Annotated in this window: 23 protein-coding genes and 1 tRNA gene; 14 read left to right on the forward strand and 10 right to left on the reverse strand. The window is 62.1% G+C overall.

Translation table 11 applies throughout. The features are described 5' to 3' along the window. Positions 1 to 4: 4 nt before the first annotated feature. The 6 genes from EPJ54_RS05310 to EPJ54_RS05335 are packed head-to-tail and all read left to right on the forward strand — an operon-like array spanning position 5 to position 5,031. Positions 5 to 1,807, forward strand: coding sequence for a copper resistance system multicopper oxidase (locus tag EPJ54_RS05310; RefSeq protein ID WP_135210610.1), 1,803 nt, complete (start codon positions 5 to 7; stop codon positions 1,805 to 1,807). Further along, complete coding sequence (locus EPJ54_RS05315) at positions 1,804 to 2,676, forward strand: copper resistance protein B (protein WP_135210611.1); 873 nt, start codon at positions 1,804 to 1,806, stop codon at positions 2,674 to 2,676. Before EPJ54_RS05310 ends, EPJ54_RS05315 begins: the two co-directional genes overlap by 4 nt. A gap of 17 nt (positions 2,677 to 2,693) precedes the next feature. Next, complete coding sequence (locus tag EPJ54_RS05320; protein ID WP_239590767.1) at positions 2,694 to 3,065, forward strand: copper resistance CopC family protein; 372 nt, start codon at positions 2,694 to 2,696, stop codon at positions 3,063 to 3,065. Between the two features lie 22 nt (positions 3,066 to 3,087). Then, a complete protein-coding gene (locus tag EPJ54_RS05325) occupies positions 3,088 to 3,444 on the forward strand; it encodes a copper resistance CopC family protein (protein ID WP_135210613.1) in 357 nt (118 codons plus the stop codon). Continuing rightward, positions 3,444 to 4,298 carry a CopD family protein gene (locus EPJ54_RS05330; protein WP_135210614.1) on the forward strand — a complete coding sequence of 285 codons (855 nt, stop codon included), beginning with the start codon at positions 3,444 to 3,446 and terminating at the stop codon, positions 4,296 to 4,298. Before EPJ54_RS05325 ends, EPJ54_RS05330 begins: the two co-directional genes overlap by 1 nt. Before the next feature lie 22 nt (positions 4,299 to 4,320). Further along, positions 4,321 to 5,031 (forward strand): PepSY domain-containing protein, encoded by a 711-nt coding sequence (locus EPJ54_RS05335; protein ID WP_135210615.1) that lies wholly within the window; start codon positions 4,321 to 4,323, stop codon positions 5,029 to 5,031. 453 nt (positions 5,032 to 5,484) lie between these two features. Here the strand turns inward: EPJ54_RS05335 and EPJ54_RS05340 are convergent. Next, positions 5,485 to 5,575 (reverse strand) — tRNA-Ser (locus EPJ54_RS05340). Positions 5,576 to 5,706: 131 nt separating this feature from the next. On the opposite strand from EPJ54_RS05340, the gene EPJ54_RS05345 reads away from it, so the two are divergent. Continuing rightward, a complete protein-coding gene (locus tag EPJ54_RS05345; protein ID WP_135210616.1) occupies positions 5,707 to 7,398 on the forward strand; it encodes an exopolysaccharide biosynthesis polyprenyl glycosylphosphotransferase in 1,692 nt (563 codons plus the stop codon). Positions 7,399 to 7,491: 93 nt separating this feature from the next. On the opposite strand, the gene EPJ54_RS05350 is transcribed toward EPJ54_RS05345, so the two are convergent. The 3 genes from EPJ54_RS05350 to EPJ54_RS05360 all read right to left on the reverse strand — a co-directional run bounded on the left by EPJ54_RS05350 (position 7,492) and on the right by EPJ54_RS05360 (position 9,430). Beyond that, positions 7,492 to 8,181: a thermonuclease family protein gene (locus tag EPJ54_RS05350; RefSeq protein WP_135210617.1), complete on the reverse strand. Its 690-nt coding sequence runs from the start codon at positions 8,179 to 8,181 to the stop codon at positions 7,492 to 7,494. A 90-nt stretch (positions 8,182 to 8,271) separates the two neighbouring features. Further along, positions 8,272 to 8,541, reverse strand: a complete 270-nt coding sequence (locus EPJ54_RS05355) for an SEL1-like repeat protein (RefSeq protein WP_135210618.1) — start codon at positions 8,539 to 8,541, stop codon at positions 8,272 to 8,274. 133 nt (positions 8,542 to 8,674) lie between these two features. Further along, the gene (locus EPJ54_RS05360) at positions 8,675 to 9,430 is read right to left on the reverse strand and encodes a glutathione S-transferase family protein (RefSeq protein WP_135210619.1); all 756 of its coding nucleotides are present in this window, start codon (positions 9,428 to 9,430) and stop codon (positions 8,675 to 8,677) included. A gap of 310 nt (positions 9,431 to 9,740) precedes the next feature. Here EPJ54_RS05360 and EPJ54_RS05365 point away from each other — a divergent pair, with 310 nt between their 5' ends. Both EPJ54_RS05365 and EPJ54_RS05370 read left to right on the forward strand, forming a co-directional pair. Next, complete coding sequence (locus EPJ54_RS05365) at positions 9,741 to 10,244, forward strand: RcnB family protein (RefSeq protein ID WP_135210620.1); 504 nt, start codon at positions 9,741 to 9,743, stop codon at positions 10,242 to 10,244. A gap of 135 nt (positions 10,245 to 10,379) precedes the next feature. Further along, positions 10,380 to 10,559, forward strand: a complete 180-nt coding sequence (locus EPJ54_RS05370; RefSeq protein WP_135210621.1) for a hypothetical protein — start codon at positions 10,380 to 10,382, stop codon at positions 10,557 to 10,559. Here EPJ54_RS05370 and EPJ54_RS05375 read toward each other — a convergent pair. Then, positions 10,556 to 10,903: a gamma-glutamylcyclotransferase family protein gene (locus tag EPJ54_RS05375; RefSeq protein ID WP_135210622.1), complete on the reverse strand. Its 348-nt coding sequence runs from the start codon at positions 10,901 to 10,903 to the stop codon at positions 10,556 to 10,558. The two genes, EPJ54_RS05370 and EPJ54_RS05375, sit on opposite strands and share 4 nt — an antisense overlap. 2 nt (positions 10,904 to 10,905) lie before the next feature. Further along, positions 10,906 to 12,390: an Asp-tRNA(Asn)/Glu-tRNA(Gln) amidotransferase subunit GatB gene (gene gatB, locus EPJ54_RS05380; RefSeq protein WP_135210623.1), complete on the reverse strand. Its 1,485-nt coding sequence runs from the start codon at positions 12,388 to 12,390 to the stop codon at positions 10,906 to 10,908. Between the two features lie 118 nt (positions 12,391 to 12,508). On the opposite strand from gatB, the gene EPJ54_RS05385 reads away from it, so the two are divergent. Then, positions 12,509 to 12,943, forward strand: a complete 435-nt coding sequence (locus EPJ54_RS05385; RefSeq protein WP_135210624.1) for a hypothetical protein — start codon at positions 12,509 to 12,511, stop codon at positions 12,941 to 12,943. A gap of 82 nt (positions 12,944 to 13,025) precedes the next feature. Here the strand turns inward: EPJ54_RS05385 and EPJ54_RS05390 are convergent, their stop codons facing one another. Further along, on the reverse strand, positions 13,026 to 13,205 hold the full coding sequence (locus EPJ54_RS05390) for a hypothetical protein (protein ID WP_135210625.1): 180 nt from the start codon (positions 13,203 to 13,205) through the stop codon (positions 13,026 to 13,028). A 59-nt stretch (positions 13,206 to 13,264) separates the two neighbouring features. Between EPJ54_RS05390 and EPJ54_RS05395 the strand changes: the two genes are divergently transcribed. Continuing rightward, on the forward strand, positions 13,265 to 13,795 hold the full coding sequence (locus EPJ54_RS05395; protein ID WP_135210626.1) for a PAS domain-containing protein: 531 nt from the start codon (positions 13,265 to 13,267) through the stop codon (positions 13,793 to 13,795). Here EPJ54_RS05395 and EPJ54_RS05400 read toward each other — a convergent pair. Further along, entirely contained in the window at positions 13,792 to 14,439 is a 648-nt protein-coding gene (locus EPJ54_RS05400) for a Pr6Pr family membrane protein (protein WP_135210627.1), read from the reverse strand. The genes EPJ54_RS05395 and EPJ54_RS05400 overlap by 4 nt on opposite strands. Further along, positions 14,436 to 16,097 carry a choline dehydrogenase gene (locus EPJ54_RS05405; protein WP_135211192.1) on the reverse strand — a complete coding sequence of 554 codons (1,662 nt, stop codon included), beginning with the start codon at positions 16,095 to 16,097 and terminating at the stop codon, positions 14,436 to 14,438. Before EPJ54_RS05405 ends, EPJ54_RS05400 begins: the two co-directional genes overlap by 4 nt. Before the next feature lie 167 nt (positions 16,098 to 16,264). Here EPJ54_RS05405 and EPJ54_RS05410 point away from each other — a divergent pair, with 167 nt between their 5' ends. Both EPJ54_RS05410 and EPJ54_RS05415 read left to right on the forward strand, forming a co-directional pair. After that, positions 16,265 to 16,897, forward strand: coding sequence for a PilZ domain-containing protein (locus tag EPJ54_RS05410; RefSeq protein ID WP_135210628.1), 633 nt, complete (start codon positions 16,265 to 16,267; stop codon positions 16,895 to 16,897). Positions 16,898 to 16,987: 90 nt separating this feature from the next. After that, the gene (locus EPJ54_RS05415; protein ID WP_167755586.1) at positions 16,988 to 17,518 is read left to right on the forward strand and encodes a DUF4339 domain-containing protein; all 531 of its coding nucleotides are present in this window, start codon (positions 16,988 to 16,990) and stop codon (positions 17,516 to 17,518) included. Between the two features lie 91 nt (positions 17,519 to 17,609). Here the strand turns inward: EPJ54_RS05415 and EPJ54_RS05420 are convergent, their stop codons facing one another. Beyond that, positions 17,610 to 18,149, reverse strand: a complete 540-nt coding sequence (locus tag EPJ54_RS05420; protein ID WP_135210630.1) for a gamma carbonic anhydrase family protein — start codon at positions 18,147 to 18,149, stop codon at positions 17,610 to 17,612. Between the two features lie 334 nt (positions 18,150 to 18,483). On the opposite strand from EPJ54_RS05420, the gene EPJ54_RS05425 reads away from it, so the two are divergent. Continuing rightward, positions 18,484 to 19,263 carry a PhoH family protein gene (locus tag EPJ54_RS05425; protein WP_135210631.1) on the forward strand — a complete coding sequence of 260 codons (780 nt, stop codon included), beginning with the start codon at positions 18,484 to 18,486 and terminating at the stop codon, positions 19,261 to 19,263. Positions 19,264 to 19,302: the final 39 nt, after the last annotated feature.

Below are 19,302 nucleotides of genomic sequence, written 5' to 3' on the forward strand. Positions count from 1 at the left end.
CATAATGCGTATTTCCACTGACCGCGATGGCTTGACCTTCCAGCGGTGGGAAGGTGCAGAACATCGTGGGCTGCGGACGACGGCCAAGGAGATCATCGTGTCGGTTGAGCGCCGGACCTTACTGAAAGCAATCGCCGGCGGCGCCGGGCTCGCCAGCGTGCAGGGTCTGTTTCCCGCATGGGCGCAAACCGGATCGCGCGGCATCGCGCCAACAATCACAACGCTCAGCGGACCTGACATCGCGCTCACCGTTGGCCACGCACCGTTCAGCGTCGGCGGGCGCACTGGCCATGCCGTAACCGTTAACGGCACACTCCCCGCCCCGCTGCTGCGTCTTCGCGAAGGTCAGCGCGCGCAGCTCTCCGTGACCAACACGCTCGACGAAGACACTTCAATTCATTGGCACGGCATCTTGCTGCCATTCCAAATGGACGGCGTGCCGGGCATCAGCTTCCCCGGCATCCGCCCGGGCGAAACGTTCGTCTATGATTTCCCGGTTCGCCAGGCTGGCACCTATTGGTATCATAGCCACTCAGGTCTTCAGGAAGCGATGGGCCATTTCGGTCCGATGATTATCGATCCTGCGGGCGCCGATCCTGTCGCCTATGACCGCGAACATGTGATCGTGCTCTCCGACTGGAGCTTTTTGCATCCGCACGAAATCCTGCGCCGTCTGAAGGCAAGCCCCGGCTATTTCAACCAACAGCGCACCACCGTCGCTGGCCTCCTCTCCGGCGAGGACCGCATGGGCGCTTCGCAACGCCGCATGTGGGCCGGGATGCGCATGGATCCGCGCGACATCTCAGACGTCACCGGCTCTACATACACTTATCTCGTCAACGGCCACGGGCCTGACGAGAATTGGACCGGCCTGTTCGAGCCCGGCGAGCGCGTCCGTCTCCGCATCATCAACGCTTCGGCGATGACCAACTTCAATGTGCGCATCCCGGGCTTGCCGATGACCGTCGTGCAAGCGGATGGTGAAAACGTCCGCCCAGTCGAAGTCGATGAGTTTCAGATCGCGGTGGCGGAGACTTACGACGTCATGGTCAACCCGCGTGAAGATCGCGCCTACACGCTCGTTTCAGAAGCCGTAGATCGCTCCGGCATGGGCCGCGCCACCATCGCGCCGCGCCTCGGCATGAGCGCCGAAGTCCCACTAGTCCGCCAGGTGCCAAATCTCACCATGCGGGACATGGGTATGGATATGGGCGCCATGGATCACGGCAACATGGACCATGGCGACATGAACATGCGCGACACATCGCTCGCGCCGCCGAGTATGGCCGTCGGCGTTGGCGTGCAGAGCATCTCGCCCATGCCGGAGAATCGTCTGGCCGAACGCCCGCTCGGGCTTGAGAACGAACCGCACCGCGTTCTGGTCTACACCGATCTCGTCGCGCTCAATCCCAACCGCGACACGCGCCCGCCATCACGCACGCTGGAGATCCACCTCACCGGCAACATGGAACGCTACATGTGGGGCTTCGACGGCCGCCGCTTCAACGAGATCGTCGAGCCACTCCGTTTCGAGCGCAACGAGCGCGTCCGCGTCACGCTCGTGAACGACACAATGATGCAACACCCGATCCATCTGCACGGACACTTTTTCGAACTGGTCAACGGACATGGACCCAATCAACCTCTGAAGCACACTGTGAACGTCGCGCCAGGCGGTCGCTTGTCTTTCGATCTCACGGCCGACGCGCCCGGCGATTGGGCGTTTCACTGCCACATGATGATGCACATGCACTCGGGCATGTTCAACGTCGTGAGCATTCGGCCATTGGATGGCGTCGCATCATGAAGATGATGGCCGCATTCGTCGCGCCATTGGTTCTCGCAACAGCCATGCCTGCCGCCGCCCAAGACCACGCGCAACATGAAACCCAGACGCCCGCACCCGATCCGCACGCTGGGCATACCCGCGCAACAACGCCGCAAGCGACGCCGCCAGCCAGCGGCGAGGCGAACGCCGCCGACCTCTATTTTGACCCTGCCGCGATGGCCCGCGCGCGAGAGCAACTGGTCACCGAGAACGGCGGCATGCGAACTCACGCCATCATCCTTGAGGAGTTGGAGGCCGGATTCGACGATGAGAGCGAGACTTACGCTTGGCACGTCCAAGGTTGGTATGGGGGCGACGTCCACCGGTTCTGGTGGAAATCCGAGGGCGAAAGCGCGTTTGGCGAAGAAATCGAACACGCCGAGCTGCAGCTCCTCTACAGCCGTGCTGTAACACCCTACTTCGATCTGCAAGCGGGCGTTCGGCAGTCCTATCTCGACGGCGAAGATCGCACCGATTTGGTTGTCGGCATTCAAGGACTCGCGCCCCATTGGTTCGAAGTCGGCGCAGCGGCGTTCGTCTCCACTGAGGGCGACGTGACTGCGCGTGCTGAGGCCGAATACGATCTTCGGCTCACTCAAAAGCTCATCCTGCAACCAAGCGCCGAACTCCATTTCGCGGCGCAAGACATCCCCGATCTTGATGTAGGCGCGGGCTTCACAGACGCGAACTTAGGCGTGCGCCTGCGTTATGAAATCAGCCGAAGCTTTGCCCCTTACGTCGGCGTCGAATGGACAAGCGCACTCGGCGAGACCCGCGAGATTCGTGAATCTCTCGGCGCAGACACTCAATCAACACGCACGGTCATCGGACTGCGCGCCCTCTTCTGATCTGAATGGAGAATATCATGTCCAAACTCCCCCTCATGCTCGGCGCGGTGCTTGCGCTCTTCGCCACAGCGCCGATCGCAGCGGCCCAACACAATCACGGCAGCCACGGCGCGCAGAGCACCATCCAGACCAATCCAGCGGACGGCACGATGGGCGCGGCGCCACAAACATTCAGCGCAACGTTTGAACATCCAATGCGGCTGACCGCACTCGTCATCACGCCCAGCGGTGGCGATCCAATCGCGGTGACCGTCCCAGCCAGCGCGGCTGCAACCACGCCAAGCGTAGCGCTACCGCGCTTAGCGCCGGGCAACTACACGTTCACGTGGACCGCCAGCGGCGACGACAATCACACGATGACCGGCCGCGTTCGCTACATGGTGCATTGAGCACAGCACGGGAGCACTCCTCATGAAACGTCTCTTGCTGGCGCTCGTGGCGATCATGCTACCGCTCGTCGCCGCCCCTCCCGCTCTGGCGCACACCGCTGTGCGTGAGACGAGCATCACTGACAATTCCACGCTCTCAGCAGCGCCGGAGAACTTCACGGTCACGTTCTCCGTTGCGACTGGACTGGCGAACGTGACGCTCACCAACGCAGCGGGACGCAACATCGCCCTCGACTACACGCCACCCCACGCGATGACGACATCATTCACGATCCCGCTGCCCACGCTCGCGTCAGGCGCTTACACAATCTCGTGGCGGACAATGGCCCATGATGGCCACGTCATGCCAGGCGCCATCCATTTCACAGTGGCTGACTAGTGGAGGCCGATCCGCTCGCGCCCGCGCTTTTTGCGATCAAGCTTGGGCTCTACGGATCGGCACTCCTCGCAGCAGGTCTTGGCCTGCACGCGAGCTTAAACATCATCGCACGCGAGGACCGTCCGCGCGCGCTGCGCACCGCGGCGGTCGCAGGTCTAACTGCGCTCATCTTTGCTGCGCTTCGGCTCGGCCTCGCGAACGTGCAGTTGGGCGGCGCTAACGCGCTTCTCGATCCCGCAACGCTGTCGTGGACATGGCCCGCGCTTGGTCCCAGCTCGACAGCTGTTGTCGTTGGCGCTGTTGCTATGGCGGCCGGATGGTTGCTGCGCTCGTCTATCGCCACTGCCATCGGCGCCATCGCATTTTCCATTTCCTTTGGTCTAACCGGTCATACCCAAGCCTTAGAGTCTCCTGGCCTTGCACCGTGGGCGCTAGGCGCGCACGTGCTCATCGCCGCATTCTGGTTTGCTGGGCCGATAACACTTTGGCCAGCTCGCAGTCTTGAAGAGGCAACGCTCGCCGCGCGCGTGACGCGGTTCTCCAAGTTCGCCGTCGCCGCCGTTCCCGCGCTCTTCGCGCTTGGAGTTTGGCTGGGGTTACTTCTCGCGGGCGGATGGACGCCGTTGCTGACGAGCCTGTACGGCCAATTGCTGATCGCAAAGCTTGCCGCCGCCAACTTCGCTCTCGCACTCGGCGCTTACAACAAATCTGTGGTCACGGCGCGCTTGCAGACCGCCCCCGAAACTGGCCAGCGCGCGTTGAGACTCACACTTGGCCTCGACGCCGTTCTATTTCTCATTGCGCTCGCAGCCATCGCCGCAGCGACCAGCTTGACGGGACCACCGTCACCTTAGAATTTCGTTTGGGGGAAATTTTATGTCACTCGCACGTCTTGCATCGTTCGTTCATAAGTGGCTCGCGTTGCTCGTCGGCATTCAGATCGTGTTTTGGGTCGTCAGCGGCCTTTTCTTCACGATCTTTCCAATTCAACAGATACGCAGCGAGAACCTCATCCGGCCCTCGCAGGCGCAAACCCTCGACACTGCAACGCTTGCGTCTCTGGCCAGCCTGCGCGGAGACCAGAACGCGCTTCCAACGAAGCTCACGATCGAGAGACGCCCGATAGGCCAGGTCGTCGTGGCGGAATTTGCCGACGCTTCGCCCATCCTCTTCGATACCACTACGCTGCAACGCCTTTCGCCACTCAGCGCCGAACAAGCGAACGCCGTCGCCCGCGCACACGTCACGCTCACTTCCGCCCCCACCGGCGCAACACTCGTAACTGAAGAGACGGCGGAATACCGTGGCGCGTTGCCCGCGTGGCGCGTGCAATTCCCGGACGGCGGCCTTTCGGTATACGTCGCCCAGAACACCGGCGCCGTCACCGCACGCCGTTCCGATCTATGGCGCCTCTACGATACACTATGGGCCCTGCACATCATGGACTGGCAGAACCACGAAGACTTCAATCATCCGCTCATCATCATCGTCACGACGATCACGCTACTCTCGGTGATCGCGGGGATTGTACTTATTCCCTACCGCATCCGCTTCCGCGCGCGGCCGAAGTCTTTGCAATCCCCATAGCCGTAGGATTTGCCTCGGCAGAGAGTCTGCCGCCCGCGTCGCGCAATCAATTGCACCCTGACAGCGGAAGCCGGTGTCCAGCCAACCAATCGCATCCTAGCCTTACACCCGCCCAACATCGGCCAAGAGATGGAAACTGGGACGTGAACTCTCACAAGCCACGACCGATTGAATTGGCCGCTGACCTTTTTGGAGGCCGTGACCTGGCCATAGAGCCCTTGGCCGTCGGCGTAGCGGCCGGGCGCCCGAAGCTGACGTAGCTTCAAATCGGTCAATTGTTCGATCTGCTTGGCCACACGGCCGCTCCCGTACCTACCACGTACCCACCGCGTTAGGCCGACAGACAGACGACATCAACGGACGCCTGCGGCGCCCGCTCCTTGATAATGCTCTGTTTTCAATGAGTTTTGAGATCTGTGGCGTATGCAAGCGCACACCACGCGGACGGCCCGCTGGCGGAGACGGAGGGATTCGAACCCTCGGTACCCGGTTAAGGTACGCTCCCTTAGCAAGGGAGTGCCTTCAGCCACTCGGCCACGTCTCCGGCGGGGGCGGAACGCTTAGCTGGCGCCCCTTCGCACCGCAAGGCGCCTTGTCGCGCCGCATACATGGTTAAGTGGCGCGGGCTTTGCGCGAGCGGACTCGAAGAATTTAGTCCCAAGGGCGAAAATACCCATGTTTCCAGCTGCCTTGCTCCGCGCTGGCGCCAATATGGCCCAGGATGCGGCGCGCTTTGAGCCGTCGCCGCCGCCGATTGACGACGCATTAACCATCGAACAACGCGAGGCGCAGCGAATTGGTGACCTCGCCGCCTCGTTCTGCTTGTTCGGCCTGCGTATCGCGCTTGAGGAAGACGCTTGGCGCGACGCGGCCGAGCCCTATCTCGCCGCCGCCGATACCCCGCCCATGCCCGCCAACGATCCCGCGCACGTGGCCCCCGCCACCGCCTTCGCCTTCCCCAAGCTTGGCCGCCGCGGCGTGCATGTGAGCCCGCGCCTGCCGATGCAGGCGCTGCGCGTGATCGATTGGGCGGCGGTGCTGCTGATCGCGCACGTCGCCGCCCTTTGGGGCGTTGGCGCTGGCCTCTTTGCGCTGTCGCTTGGTGAAGCCGCGACCTTCGTCCTCGCCGCCGGGGCGCTGAAGGCGGGCCTCTGGTTGACCGAAACCTATCGCGCCACGCCTGCAACGATGCGCCCGGAAGGCGCAGTGGGCGGCCTCGCCCTTGGCGTCATCGCCGGCATCATCATCGCCAATCTGATCGCACCTGACGCGCGCGCCTCCGCCGCACTCGCCACCACGCTGCCGATCGCGGCCATGCTGCTCGCCGGTATCCACGCCGCGATCGCGGTATGGAGCAATGCCGCGCACAAAAAGGGCATGTTCGCCGAGAACGTCGTCATCATCGGCGCCACCGAAGCCGCCAAGCGCATCATCGCCCGCGCCAAACGATCGGGCGATATGCGCGTCGTCGCCATCGTGGATGATCGCCTCTCACGCGTGCCGTCGAAGCTCTCGGCAGCCCCAGTCGGCGGCAATATCGATGACCTGATGGCGTGGGACGGCCTGCCGCACGTGGACCGCATCATCATCACCGTGACGCAAAAGGCCGAAACGCGCGTGCGCGCCATGATCGAGCGCCTACGCCCGATCCCGAACCGCGTCGATCTGCTGCTCGATTACCAGAACCAAGGCGTTCAAGGCCGTCGCATCGAGCGCTTGAATGGAACAGCTGTCGCGTGCGTCTCTGGTCGACCGCACAATTATCGCCGCGCCATGATCAAGCGCGCTTCAGACCTCATCATTGGCGGCGCCATGCTCATTGGCTTCGCAATCCCGATGCTCATCATCGCGATTGCGGTCCGCTTAGACAGCAAAGGCCCGATCCTCTATCGCCAGCAACGTCACGGCTTCAACAATCGTGTCTTCACCGTCTTCAAATTCCGTACGATGCGCGTGCGCCCAGAAGAGAAGACCCTGGTGCAAGTGCAAGCCGCCGACCCACGCATCACCCGTCTCGGCCGCTTCCTGCGCAAGACCAGCCTCGATGAGCTGCCGCAATTGCTGAACGTGATGCTGGGCGACATGAGCCTCGTCGGCCCACGTCCGCACGCTGTCGGCATGAAGACGGCCGAGCGCGATCTACAACACATCGTCGCTGAATATGCGCACCGCCACCGCGTGAAGCCAGGCCTCACCGGCTGGGCGCAGATCAATGGTTCGCGCGGCCCAGTGCAAACGCCCGCTGAATTGCGCCGCCGCGTGAAGCTCGATCTCGAATACGTGTCGAACGCCTCGCTCTGGCTCGACCTGCAAATCCTCCTGCGCACCGCCCCATCGCTGCTCGGCGACAAGGAAGCGACGCGCTAAGTGGAGGAAGGAGCGCGGGTCTTCAGACCAGCGATGGCGCCGTACCTTCAAAGTCGTGAGAAGACACGGGTCTGAAGACCCGCGCTCCATGCGCTAGTACTTGCTCCACGCGCCGCAAGCTTTGCAAGAGATCGGCATCGCGCGCGTTTGGCCGATCTGTGCAAGACCGCCATGCGGGCCGCACCATCTCTCACGCTTGCCGCGCCATGGCCGCGCGAAACCCTTCGCCACCAACGCTTCGCCCAAATCAGCGCCGTCGGCATACACAAAGGCGATGCGTCGGCCGTACTGATCCCAGCGCCAAGTCCGGCGCACGGTCACCGCCTTTGCGCGATTGACCATCGCCACGACAGCAAGCCGTGCAAGCTCGCCGCGTTGCGCCTCGTTTGCGCATCTGGCGTCGTCGCCCGTCTCGGGCGCATCGATGTTGGCGACGCGATAGCGCACGCCGCTGGCGGCGTCCAAGATCGTGTCCCCGTCAATGACGCACGGCCTCATCACAACGAGATGCAATTTTTCAGGAAAGCGATTGGCGAGTGCGTGCCACAGCCGGCGGCCGACGCGTTCTAGCGCCAAGCTCACGAGTGCTGCGGTGAGCACGCCCCACAGGATCGCTTCAACGATCTCCGCCGGCGTGGTGCGCGCGCTCAGCACAGGCTCATAGGTCGCGATCAACCCCACAAGGAGCACCGCGGCGAACACAAACGCCAGCATCCAGCGCTCGCGCCAGAACAAGAGCGGCGCGCGCTTTCGCGTGTGTCGAGAGGGAGGGACAACCGTCATGGCTGTCACGCAAAGCAGCAGGCGCCAAACGCCCACGACATTGCACGCGCGAGCCAAGCGGCGCTCGCGCTTTGCCTACTGCCTTGACGCCTAGTGGTGCTTCACGCTCAGCCACTCGCGCGCGCTGCGCTGGGCTTGGGCGATCTCGTCCTTCGACATCATGTCCGACAGTTCGCGGCGGCATTCCTTCGCCGCATCCGAACCGCGCACAGCGGCGAGATTGAACCACATGTGCGCTTGCACCAGGTCGACCTCTGGGCCCGTCGAATAGATCAGGCCGAGCTTGTAAAGATTGTCGCAATCACCAGCGGCGCGCACAGCAGCGTGTGCTTCCGCAATCTCAGAATCCGTGAACGCCATTTTGGCGGCTCCCTTGGTGTCAATTGGGAACGCCCCGGATTGCCCGATGTACGCTCCACCCCATCGACGTGCATTTCTCGCGCCGTCGGAGTGGATCAATGTCATGCTTTAATTGCGATAAGCTTAAGCGCGATCAGCCTTGTTTTGATTTCGCGTCATTTACCGAAGCAGATGTTTGCCCGAACAGGCTTTTGGCCATGTCGCGCACCTGATCCTTACTCAATTCTTGCTTCTGCCGCAGCTCATCGCCCGCCGCGAGCGCACGTTGAACCGCAGGACGCGCAAAGATCTGATCGACCCAGGCTTTAAGCTTTGGGAAATCATCGAAGCTCTGACCGAGCTTGTGGGCGATGCGCGCCCACGGCCATGACGCAATGTCCGCGATCGAATACTCATCGCCGCCAAGATTGGCGCTCTCTTCCAAGCGCCGCTCCATCACGCCGCACAAACGGTTGAGCTCGTTCACGTAACGCGTGTGGCCGTATTCAATCAGCTTCGGATCATCGACGATCTTCGGCGCGTAATTGATGAAGTGGCTCGCTTGCCCCGCCATCGGGCCCAAGCCGCCCATCTGCCAGAACAACCACTCATCGACCTTCGTGCGCGCGCGTTCATCACTTGGATAGAACTTGCCCGACTTGCGCCCGAGATATTGAAGGATCGCGCCGGACTCAAACACTGAGATCGGCTCACCGCCCGGCCCCTCGGGATCGACGATCGCCGGCATACGATTGTTCGGTGAGATTTTCAGAAACGCCGGCGCGAATTGTTCGCCGCGGCCAATGTTCACGGGCTTCAATTCGTAGGGGAGCCCCATCTCCTCAAGCGCGATGGAAATCTTCCAGCCATTCGGCGTCGGCCAGAAATAGAGTTCGATCGGCTTTGTCATGGGCGTCCCTTAGATTGGCTCGCGATCAACATGGGCGCTTCCCTAAACTCGCGCTAGAGGGACACATTCCGCCAAACCTCCGGCGAATCCCAGCGTCACAAGCCCGTGAGATGAAACCGCGTTGATTCAGCTTGGATTCATCTGGAAAAGCCGCGCCCTGCAAAACCAAGCGCTTACGCGATTTTACTGACGGCGAGTTCCCATCCGGATTCAGACCGGGTTCAGTCACACCTCGCCACACTCCTCTCAGAGCTAGGGACCTTTCCTCGAACGTTGGCCGTTCGATGGGAAGCAGGAAGGAGACCTCGCTATGAAACGTTATGCGCTTGCTGCGCTGGCGGTGGCCTTTACGGCGCCGCTCGCCATTTCCACCGAAGCCGCCGCGCACGACCGTCGCGGCGACAATCACCGCAACCATCGTGGCGACGATCGTTGGGATCGCAACAACGATTGGGACAATCGCGATGATCGCCGCGACGAGCGGCGCGCCTATCGCGAAGGCCGCCGTGACGGCCGCCATGATCGCGACCGCTGGGATGATCGCCGCTACAATGGCTATCACTACAACGGCCGCTGGTATTACGGCCCGCCGCCGTCCCATTGGCGCGATCACGCGCGTTATGACTATCGCGCCTGGCGTCGCGGCGACCGTCTGCCGGCGTATTACCGCGACCATTATCGCCCGGTAGATTATCGCTATTATCGCCTGCGCCCGCCGCCGCGCGGCTACCATTACGTGCGCGATGATCGCGGCGAGCTCTTGCTGGTCGGCATCGCCACCGGCGTGATCTTGGGCATCATCGCCAGCCAATAATCACGTTCTGACGTGACACAACCAATCGCCCCGATGCTCCCCGGCGTCGGGGTGATTTCACGCGCGCGATCGTTACGTTAACGCAGCAGAAACCAAACGCCGCCACTTTGCACGCTTCAACGAAGGAGGCGCGCGATGATCTCTTTGTGGCTGTTCATGCTGATGCAAGTTTTCATGCCGAGCGCCGACCGCATCGCCTCTTATGAGGCCGGCGCCTTCGAAGCGCATCTCCACGCTGGGATGGAATCGGCGCAGCCCTTCGGCGCCATCGGCCACATGGCCCGCTACACGCCGCTCGTCGCGCGCGCGATCTAAGCGCGCTTCACGTACACCCAAGCACGCAAGCCAGACGCCAGTGGCGCCTCCACGCGGGCGTAGTCGCTGACTTCGTAGGCATCCGCCGCCGCAAGCTCTTCCGGCGTGATCAGAAACACCATGCCCGCCACGCGATCCGCGTCATCGCCGGAACGCGACACGATAGGATGAAAGCGCTCGCCGCTCTTGGCCAGCACATCAGGATCGGTGATCTCCACCATATCCTGGCGAAACCCCACCAACGCGTCGGCCACCCCCTCCAGCACCCGCCCAAACTGCGCCCGCTGCACGCTCTCAAGCTGCAACGTGCCGTACGAGAAGAGGCGTTCGGTCGCTGCGCTCAATATTAGACGCCGAGTTTCTTCTTTAGAATCTCGTTCACGACGCCGGGATTGGCTTTGCCTCCCGTCGCCTTCATCGTCTGACCAACCCACCAGCCAAACGCTTTCGGGTTCTTCTTCACGTCTTCGAGCTTATCGGGATTGCCGGCGATCAGATCGTCGATGGCTTTTTCGATCGCGCCCGTATCGGTGACTTGCTTCAAGCCTTCGCGCTCAACGATCGCGCCCGGCGCCTCGCCGGTTTCAACCATTTTCGCGAACACCTCTTTGGCGATCTTGCCGTTGATCGTGCCGTCCTTGATCAGATCGAGCAGTGCGCCCAGCGCATCGGCCTTCACCGGCGAATCCGCCAGTTCCAAGCCCTTCTTGTTGAGCACGCCCGCCAGTTCTTGCGTCACCCAATTGGCCGCCGCTTTCGAATCGCGCCCTTTGGCCACCGTTTCGAAATAGGTCGCTGCATCCATGTCGGATGAGAGCACGCGCGCGTCATAGGCCGAGAGCCCATACTCACTCATGAAGCGCTTCTTCTTCGCGTCCGGCAATTCCGGCAGCGATTTGCGGATGTCCTCGATCCATTTTTCCTCAAGCACCAAAGGCAGCAGATCCGGGTCCGGGAAATAGCGATAATCGTGCGCGTCTTCTTTCGAGCGCATCGTCCGCGTTTCGCCAGTGTTCGCATCGAACAGGCGCGTCTCTTGATCGATCGTGCCGCCGCTCTCCAGAATCTCAATCTGGCGGCGCGCTTCGTACTCGATCGCCTGCATCATGAAGCGCGTCGAGTTGACGTTCTTGATCTCGCAGCGCGTGCCCCATTCCTTGGTGCCAGCCTTGCGCACCGACACGTTCACGTCCGCACGCATGGAGCCTTCTTCCATGTTGCCGTCGCAGGTGCCAAGCGCGCGCACGATCGCACGCAGCTTGTTGAAATACGCCGCCGCCTCTTTCGACGAGCGCATGTCCGGACGCGACACGATTTCCATCAGCGCCACGCCCGAGCGATTAAGGTCGACATAGGTCTCGCTTGGGCTGAGATCGTGGATCGACTTACCCGCGTCTTGCTCCAGATGCAGGCGCTCGATGCGGATCGTCAGCGGCTCTTCGCCGTCCGGCTCCACTTCGATCTCGCCTTCGCCGACGATCGGCATCGCGAACTGGCTGATCTGATAGCCTTGCGGCAAATCCGGGTAGAAATAATTCTTCCGATCAAACCGGCTCACGCGATGGATCTCCGCGTTCAGCCCGAGCCCCGTGCGGATCGCTTGCTCGACGCAGAATTTGTTGATCACCGGCAGCATGCCCGGCATCGCCGCGTCCACCAGCGAGACGTGCGCGTTCGGATCACCGCCATAGGCAGCGCTCGCGCCCGAAAACAGCTTCGCGTTCGACGTCACCTGCGCATGCACTTCGAGCCCCACAATGATCTCCCATTGGGACTTCTCGCCGGACACAAGCTGGTCAGGGCGGGCGGAGCGAATATCGAGACTGGTCATAAGCTTGGATTAGGGGAGCCCGCGCGCGCTTGTCCAGGGTTCCAGGCCCAGCGCGCTTCCATTGCCGCATGTGGTGCGCAATTATGCCGCCGGGCGGAACGAAATGGCGGAGAATTTCATGCGCGCACTGATCCTATCCGCGGCCCTCGCCGCCCTCGCGGCCTGCCATACGCCCGCACCGGAACCCGTTCCAATGCCGACGCCCACGCCCTCCGCCGCCTGCGCCGTGCTCGATAGCCGCGATTGGTCAGCCTGGGTCAATCGTATGCCCGGCCCGAACGCGACGTCGACGCTGCACGTCACCGGTAAAGTCGATCTGCCCAATCCCGGCTACAGCGTCACCGTGCGCGACGGCCCCGCCGACCGCAGCGCCCAGCCCGTGCAACAGATCATGCTCGAGACGTCGCAACGCAGCGGTATGTTCACCCAAGCCGTGATCACCGCCGACGTGCACTATGTCGGCCCCATCATTGCCCCGAGCTACCGCGCCATTCGCGTGATGTGCGGCGGTCGCCAGATCGCCGAGATCAACGAAATCCCAGACGTGCAATGAGCCGCAAAGTAAAAGCCCCGCGCATCGCTGCGCGGGGCTGGCCAAGACAACGGCCAAAGAGGTTTCTCTGAAGTCGCAGGCGTTAGAGTAAGAACAATCCCAAAGCCGCGACGCCAAAAGCGATCGCGGCCAGAATGTATCGTAACGATACGTTCACGATGAAAATCTCCTTCACCTCGCCACCCAGGCTGCAAGCGGAAAGCCAAGCTTCGCGCAGCGCGAGAATGCGCCCCGCCGCAGCACGCAATTCCCCCGGAAACATTGGGCGCGGCGCTTGCGTAAACGCTTGGACCACAGACGCAGGTTCCAAGCTTAACGACGATGCTCGGCGAAGAGACTTTTCATCCAGACACACGCGCGCTGCTGGCCTATGGCCGCGCGCTCGCCGGCACGGCTGAAGCGCCCAAGAAGGGCGGCGCCGATCAGGTGCTCGAACGCTTGTTCGTGCTTGAACGCACCAGCGATGGCCGCCTGCCCATCCGCACCTTCGGCACGGAGCTCATCGACGTGTTCGGCCGCGACATGCGCGAGCACGATTTTCGGCGCTTCTTCCTCCCAGCGGACCTCGCCTTGGTGAACGCACTGATTGACGCCTGCACCGATGCGGGCGAACCGGGCATTTTGCGCGTCATCGCGGAGACCGCGTGTGGGAAAATGCTCGGCGCGGAAATCCTGATCACGCCGCTCAAAGTCGATCATCAACTCGGCCATCGCTTCCTCGGCATGTTTCAGATGCTGGGCGGCGAAAACTTTCTCGGCGGTCGCCCAATCCAACGCCTGCGCCTAGGCTCGCTGCACCCGCCCGCCGCCAAAGCGCCTAAAGGCATGCGCCTCGTTGTCGTGAACGACTAAGCTTGTGCGGCAGCAGCCGCGCCGGCGCGCTTCGCCAGCGCATGATCCACGCCCACCAGCAAGAACGCAAAAGCCACGAACGCCGCGCATAGGCCCGCAACATTGAGCGCCAACGCGCCCCACGACATCGCACTCGGGTCCATGAAATAATAGGCGTAGAAGCCGTCGAACTGCCCGCGCACCAGCGCATACACAGTGTAAGCGGTGGGCCACAGAGCGCAGAACAACGCCCCGCGCCACGTTAGCCCGCCGTGCGGACGCAAGATCCAGAACAACGCCGTCGTCAGCGGCACGATCTGGTGCACGATCACATCCGCCACCTTCTGCGCGCCCTGGGGGTCCCAGCGAGACGCCAGCAGCAGATTGTAAACCGCAAACACAAACAGGATCGACACCGTCGCCATCAACTCACCGCGCGGTGAGTTCAAGCCGACACGGCTCTCGGGCTTCAGCGCCGCGCGCGCCATCACGAGTGTGACGAACGTGTTCGTAAGGATCGTGAAATATGCAAAATAGCGCGACGTCGCCTCAAGCGGCGTCGCACCCTCCGCGCCCATATTCCGCACGATCAGGAAATATTGCAGCCCAAGCCCCGCAACACCGATCAAAGCGCCCAGTGTTGCGACCACGCGGGCGGGGGTCACACCGCCACCCGCGCGTCTTCCGCCACGCGCACATCTTGCGGCGGCAGAGGCTTCTTGCCGCGCAGCACGTCGGCGATCTTTTCGGCAATCATGATCGTCGGCGCGTTGGTGTTTCCGCCTACCAAAGTCGGCATCACGCTCGCATCAACGACGCGCAAACCTTCGACGCCGCGCACGCGCAATTGCTCGTCCAGCGGCGCTTTGTCATCCACGCCCATGCGCACGGTGCCGACCGGGTGATAGATCGTCTCCGCGTTGTCGCGAATCCACGCATCGATTTCCGCATCCGTGCGCACGTGTGGGCCGGGGCGATATTCCGGGCCGCGATAGAGGTCGAGCGCCTCCTGGCTGCAAATATCGCGCACCATGCGCACCGAATCCCGCATCGTCCGGCGATCATTCTCTTCGGCCAGATAACGTGGATCGATCAGCGGCGCGTCGAACGGATTAGTCGAGGCCAGCGTCACCGTGCCCTTGCTCTCCGGTCGCAGCTGGCAGGTGTGCACCGTGAAACCGTCGCGATCCGGCGTCACCTTGGCGTGGTCGATCATCACGGCGTTGACGACGTGCAGCTGAATGTCCGGACGATCCAACTCGCCGCGCGTCTTCAAGAAGGCGCCGGCATGCAAATGGTTGGTCCGCCCTGGGCCTTGTTTGGTGAACAAATATTGCAGCCCGATCATCGGCTGCTTCAGGCCCTTCGTCTTCGAATACATCGAAATCGGCTTGGTCATCTCGTAGATGATGCACGCGTCCAAATGGTCCTGCAGATTGCGCCCGACATCCGGTGCGTCCTGCACGACATCAATGCCAAGCTTCTTCAACTCGTCCGCAGGGCCAATGCCCGAAAGCTGCAACAGATGCGGCGATTGGAATGCGCCGCCGCAGACCAGCACTTCATTGTTGGCGTAAACCTTCTGCGTGACCTTGCCCGGCCCGCCTGAGAATTCGACGCCGATCGCGCGCTTCTTCTCAAACAGCACGCGCCCCGCGAACGCGTTTGAGATCACTTTCAGATTCGGGCGCGATGCGACGATCGCATTCAAATACGCCGCCGCCGCACTCCAACGCTCACCGTCGCGGATGGTGAGGTGATACGGGCCGACGCCTTCTTGCTGATAGCCGTTGAAATCGCGCGTCACCGGATAGCCGGCTTGTTTGCCGGCTTGGATGAACGCCTTGTAGATCGGATCGCCGGGCGGCCCGCGCGACACCCAGAGCGGTCCGCCTTCGCCATTGAAGGAATCCGCGCCGTCTTCGTGATGCTGCGCACGCTTGAAATACGGCAACACGTCCGCATAGCCCCAACCATTGAGGCCCATCTGGCGCCATTGATCGTAATCGCGCGCGTGGCCGCGAATATAGATCATGCCGTTGATTGCCGACGATCCGCCCCAACCGCGCCCACGCGGCTGATACAAACGGCGATTGTTCATGAATTGCTGCGGGACCGTCTCGAAGCCCCAATTGCTGGCGCCCTTGGCCTTGATCAGGCTGCCCACGCCCGCCGGCATCTTCACCAGCAACGAATTGTTCTTACCGCCCGCTTCCAGCAGCGCGACGGTGACGCTTGGATCTTCGCTGAGGCGGTTGGCGAGCACGCAGCCCGCGCTGCCCGCGCCGACGATGACATAATCGAATTTCTGCCCGTCCTCGATTTCGGCCACGTGTCGCTCCCTTCGCGCCCATAAAACCAAAGGTCGTCGGGCGTCACTTTTGTCTGCTCGTCCCCGATTAGCAGATCAAACCCGCCCCGGCGAGATGACGCAGGCGTCAAGTTTAATCCTTAAGCCAAACTTTACGGTGAACGGGCTTTCATCACACCATGTCCAACGCCGCCCCGAAACTCGATTTGGCCGCCGCCGCGCGCCGCCTGACCGCCGCCCAAGTCGGTATCCGCGAGCGCCGCCGCTTCCGCCGCATCCCGATCGAGGTGAACGGCCGCCTTCTCGACACGCTCGGCCGCGAGCTCGACTGCCGCACCGCCGACATCTCCCCCGGCGACATCCGCATCGCCGCCCCGGCGCTCCCCAGCGTCGGCGAGCGCGTCGTGCTTTACCTTGACGGCTTTGGCCGCGTCTCCGGCTCGGTCGCCCGCCATTGCGGCGAAGGCGAAGCCGCCGTGATCTTCGATTTCAGCGCCCATAAGCGCGAGAAAATGGCCGAACAACTGACGATCGCCATGAACAAGCAATTGTTCGACGGCGCCATCGTTGAGGACGAAAAGCCGATCGTCGCGGCGCGCCCCGATCACATGACGCGCATCGAATTCGAAGACGGCCAAACCTGCATGGGCGAAATTCTCGATTTCTCGCTGGCCGGCGTCACCGTCCGCACAGGCCGCAACCCGCCGCTTATCGGCGCCTGGGTGCGCATCGGTTCGATCCACGGCCGTGTCGCGCGCTTGATCGAAGGCGGCTTCGCCGTCGATTTCGAAAACCGCCCGAAGAGCGCTTAACCTTTCACTCACCAACCGGCACGCCGGTTGCACCCGCTCGTCTCGTCGGCGCCGCCTTACCGCGCGCCGTTTCGAAACGGAGCAGTAACCGTGTCAGACGTCGCCGCGCCGATCCGCGTTGTCGCCACCAGCCAATGGTGGGTGCAGGTGCGCGGCAAGAATTATGGCCCGTACACCATGGCCCAACTCTCCGACTTCGTTACTGAAGGTCGCATCCGGCCCGCGACCAAAGTCTCCGACGCAGCGGACGGCCCGTGGATCGAGGCGCGCCGCGTCGTCGGCCTGATGGCGCAACCGCGCAGTGACGCCGCTAACGAAAACAACGAAGGCGCCAATGTCTTCGTGCACGCCGAAATCTTCTCGGGCTCGTGGGACGCGTACATGGCCGCACTCACGTCGATGGGGCACGTCTGCGAACTCGCGCCAGGCCTTTGGATTTTGCGCACGCGGCTTTCTGCGGGCGTCATCCGCAACACGCTCTCGCAAACGCTCGAGCGCGGCGACCGCTTCGTCGTGATCGATGCGACGCGCGATCGCTTGGCCTGGTTCAATCTTGGCCCGGAGACAGACGTGCGCATCGGCAAAGTCTGGAACGGCCCACTGCCCGAAGCAAAGCGCTAAGTCTTCGGACCGCCGGCTTCCAGCCGGCATGCGTGAAACTGCATAGACCTGAGAAGTTTGAGCAGATTGCCGGCTGCAAGCCGGCGGTCCGCTAAACGTTGAACCCGCTCTTGTTCATATCGCGCTTATAGCGCTTCCAATTCTCGACATAATGATGCGCCGAGCCTTCGATTACCTGGCGCTGCACATCTTCGAGCCTACGCGCCACGCGCGCCGGCGCGCCCGTGATCAGCGATCCTTCCTCGAACGTCTTGCGCTCCGTCACCAAAGCGTGCGCACCCACCAAACAATGCGAAGGAATCACAGCGTGGTTGAGCACCGTCGCCTTGATGCCGATCAGCGAATTATCTGCGATCGTGCAGCCGTGCAGCATAACTTGATGGCCGATCGTGACGTTCTTCCCGATCGTCAGCGGTGCGCCCATGTCGGTGTGCAACACGCTGCCGTCCTGCACGTTTGAGTTTTCGCCGACGAGAATCGGTTCGTTATCGCCCCGCAAAACCGCGCCGAACCACACCGATGCGTTGCGCTTCAGAATGATCTTGCCCACGAGAACGGCGCCCGGCGCCACCCAGAAGGCATTTTCATCTTCCACTTCCAGATCCGCATCGGCCAAAGCGTAGATCGCCATCGATATGCTCCTTGTGCGGCGCGCCTTATCGCTTGTGCGAAATGTTTGTGACGCCCGCCGAACGCAATACGTCGTTAACCGGATCAGCGTCTCCTGAGAACATCACAGTTCAGATTTTCTGAATTGTCCGGTCTCCTGGATGCGCGAGCATCCTAATGTGGGGGAGAGCGTGGGCGCGAAGCGCAGGAAGCAAACCAGCTTAGCACCGCCCCCCGGCGCACGAGTCTTCGACTCCCCAGATTCGGCCGTCGATACCGCCGACATCTTTTTCGACTCCCCAGCCGCAGGCCAAAAGCCTGCGGCTTTTTCGTCCATCTCCAGGAAGGAGAAATCTATGGCGAAGCGTCCAGCGAAGCGTCGGCACGCACAAGGCGTGCTCAACGTGGAAGAATTCCAACGTGAAGATCGGCGCGCAAGGAATTTGAAAGTGCTCGATGGCGGCTGGCAAGGCCAAGACACCCCATCACAAGGCGCTGGCGCACGCGACCAAAGCTTCATAAAAAATGTACGGCCGAAATCCAAAGGCCAAACCGCTTTGATGGAAGCGATCGACTCACATTCGCTCGTTCTGGCGCTCGGCCCCGCCGGCACCGGTAAAACCTATCTCGCCATCACCAAAGCAGTAGAAGCTCTCGAAAGCGGCAAAGTCGGCCGCATCGTGCTCTCACGCCCTGCCGTCGAAGCGGGTGAATCACTCGGCTTCTTGCCCGGCGCGATGGAAGACAAGCTCGCACCGTACCTGCGCCCGCTCTACGACGCGTTGCAAGATCGCCTTTCGCCGAAGCGCCTCAAAGCGTTGATGGCCGAAGGGCTGATCGAAATCGCGCCGGTTGGCTTCATGCGCGGCCGCACGCTCAACAATGCGTTCGTCGTCATCGACGAAGCGCAGAATTGCACCTACGGCCAGATCAAAATGCTGCTGACGCGCCTGGGTTGGAATTCAACCATGGTCGTCACCGGCGACCCCGCGCAAACCGATCTTCTGCCCGATCTCTCCGGCCTGCACTCTGTCGCCGACAAGCTCGAAGGCGTGAAGAACATCGCCGTCTGCCGCCTCGGCGACGCCGATATCGTCCGCCACCCGCTCGTCGCGTCCATGTTGGGTGTCTTATAGCGCCCACGTCCGCGCCGCTTCCTCAAGCGAGCGCGTTGT

Origin of the sequence: Vitreimonas flagellata (assembly GCF_004634425.1) — a bacterium.
Classification (GTDB): Bacteria; Pseudomonadota; Alphaproteobacteria; order Caulobacterales; family Aquidulcibacteraceae; genus Vitreimonas; species Vitreimonas flagellata.

Bases quoted from the DNA above. Each gene is read 5' to 3' on its own strand.
- EPJ54_RS05310 (WP_135210610.1), top strand. From the start codon at position 5: ATGCGTATTTCCACTGACCGCGATGGCTTGACCTTCCAGCGGTGGGAA.
- EPJ54_RS05315 (WP_135210611.1), top strand. From the start codon at position 1,804: ATGAAGATGATGGCCGCATTCGTCGCGCCATTGGTTCTCGCAACAGCC.
- EPJ54_RS05320 (WP_239590767.1), top strand. From the start codon at position 2,694: ATGTCCAAACTCCCCCTCATGCTCGGCGCGGTGCTTGCGCTCTTCGCC.
- EPJ54_RS05325 (WP_135210613.1), top strand. From the start codon at position 3,088: ATGAAACGTCTCTTGCTGGCGCTCGTGGCGATCATGCTACCGCTCGTC.
- EPJ54_RS05335 (WP_135210615.1), top strand. From the start codon at position 4,321: ATGTCACTCGCACGTCTTGCATCGTTCGTTCATAAGTGGCTCGCGTTG.
- EPJ54_RS05345 (WP_135210616.1), top strand. From the start codon at position 5,707: ATGTTTCCAGCTGCCTTGCTCCGCGCTGGCGCCAATATGGCCCAGGAT.
- EPJ54_RS05350 (WP_135210617.1), bottom strand. From the start codon at position 8,181: ATGACGGTTGTCCCTCCCTCTCGACACACGCGAAAGCGCGCGCCGCTC.
- EPJ54_RS05355 (WP_135210618.1), bottom strand. From the start codon at position 8,541: ATGGCGTTCACGGATTCTGAGATTGCGGAAGCACACGCTGCTGTGCGC.
- EPJ54_RS05360 (WP_135210619.1), bottom strand. From the start codon at position 9,430: ATGACAAAGCCGATCGAACTCTATTTCTGGCCGACGCCGAATGGCTGG.
- EPJ54_RS05365 (WP_135210620.1), top strand. From the start codon at position 9,741: ATGAAACGTTATGCGCTTGCTGCGCTGGCGGTGGCCTTTACGGCGCCG.
- EPJ54_RS05370 (WP_135210621.1), top strand. From the start codon at position 10,380: ATGATCTCTTTGTGGCTGTTCATGCTGATGCAAGTTTTCATGCCGAGC.
- gatB (WP_135210623.1), bottom strand. From the start codon at position 12,390: ATGACCAGTCTCGATATTCGCTCCGCCCGCCCTGACCAGCTTGTGTCC.
- EPJ54_RS05385 (WP_135210624.1), top strand. From the start codon at position 12,509: ATGCGCGCACTGATCCTATCCGCGGCCCTCGCCGCCCTCGCGGCCTGC.
- EPJ54_RS05390 (WP_135210625.1), bottom strand. From the start codon at position 13,205: ATGTTTCCGGGGGAATTGCGTGCTGCGGCGGGGCGCATTCTCGCGCTG.
- EPJ54_RS05395 (WP_135210626.1), top strand. From the start codon at position 13,265: ATGCTCGGCGAAGAGACTTTTCATCCAGACACACGCGCGCTGCTGGCC.
- EPJ54_RS05410 (WP_135210628.1), top strand. From the start codon at position 16,265: ATGTCCAACGCCGCCCCGAAACTCGATTTGGCCGCCGCCGCGCGCCGC.
- EPJ54_RS05420 (WP_135210630.1), bottom strand. From the start codon at position 18,149: ATGGCGATCTACGCTTTGGCCGATGCGGATCTGGAAGTGGAAGATGAA.
- EPJ54_RS05425 (WP_135210631.1), top strand. From the start codon at position 18,484: ATGGCGAAGCGTCCAGCGAAGCGTCGGCACGCACAAGGCGTGCTCAAC.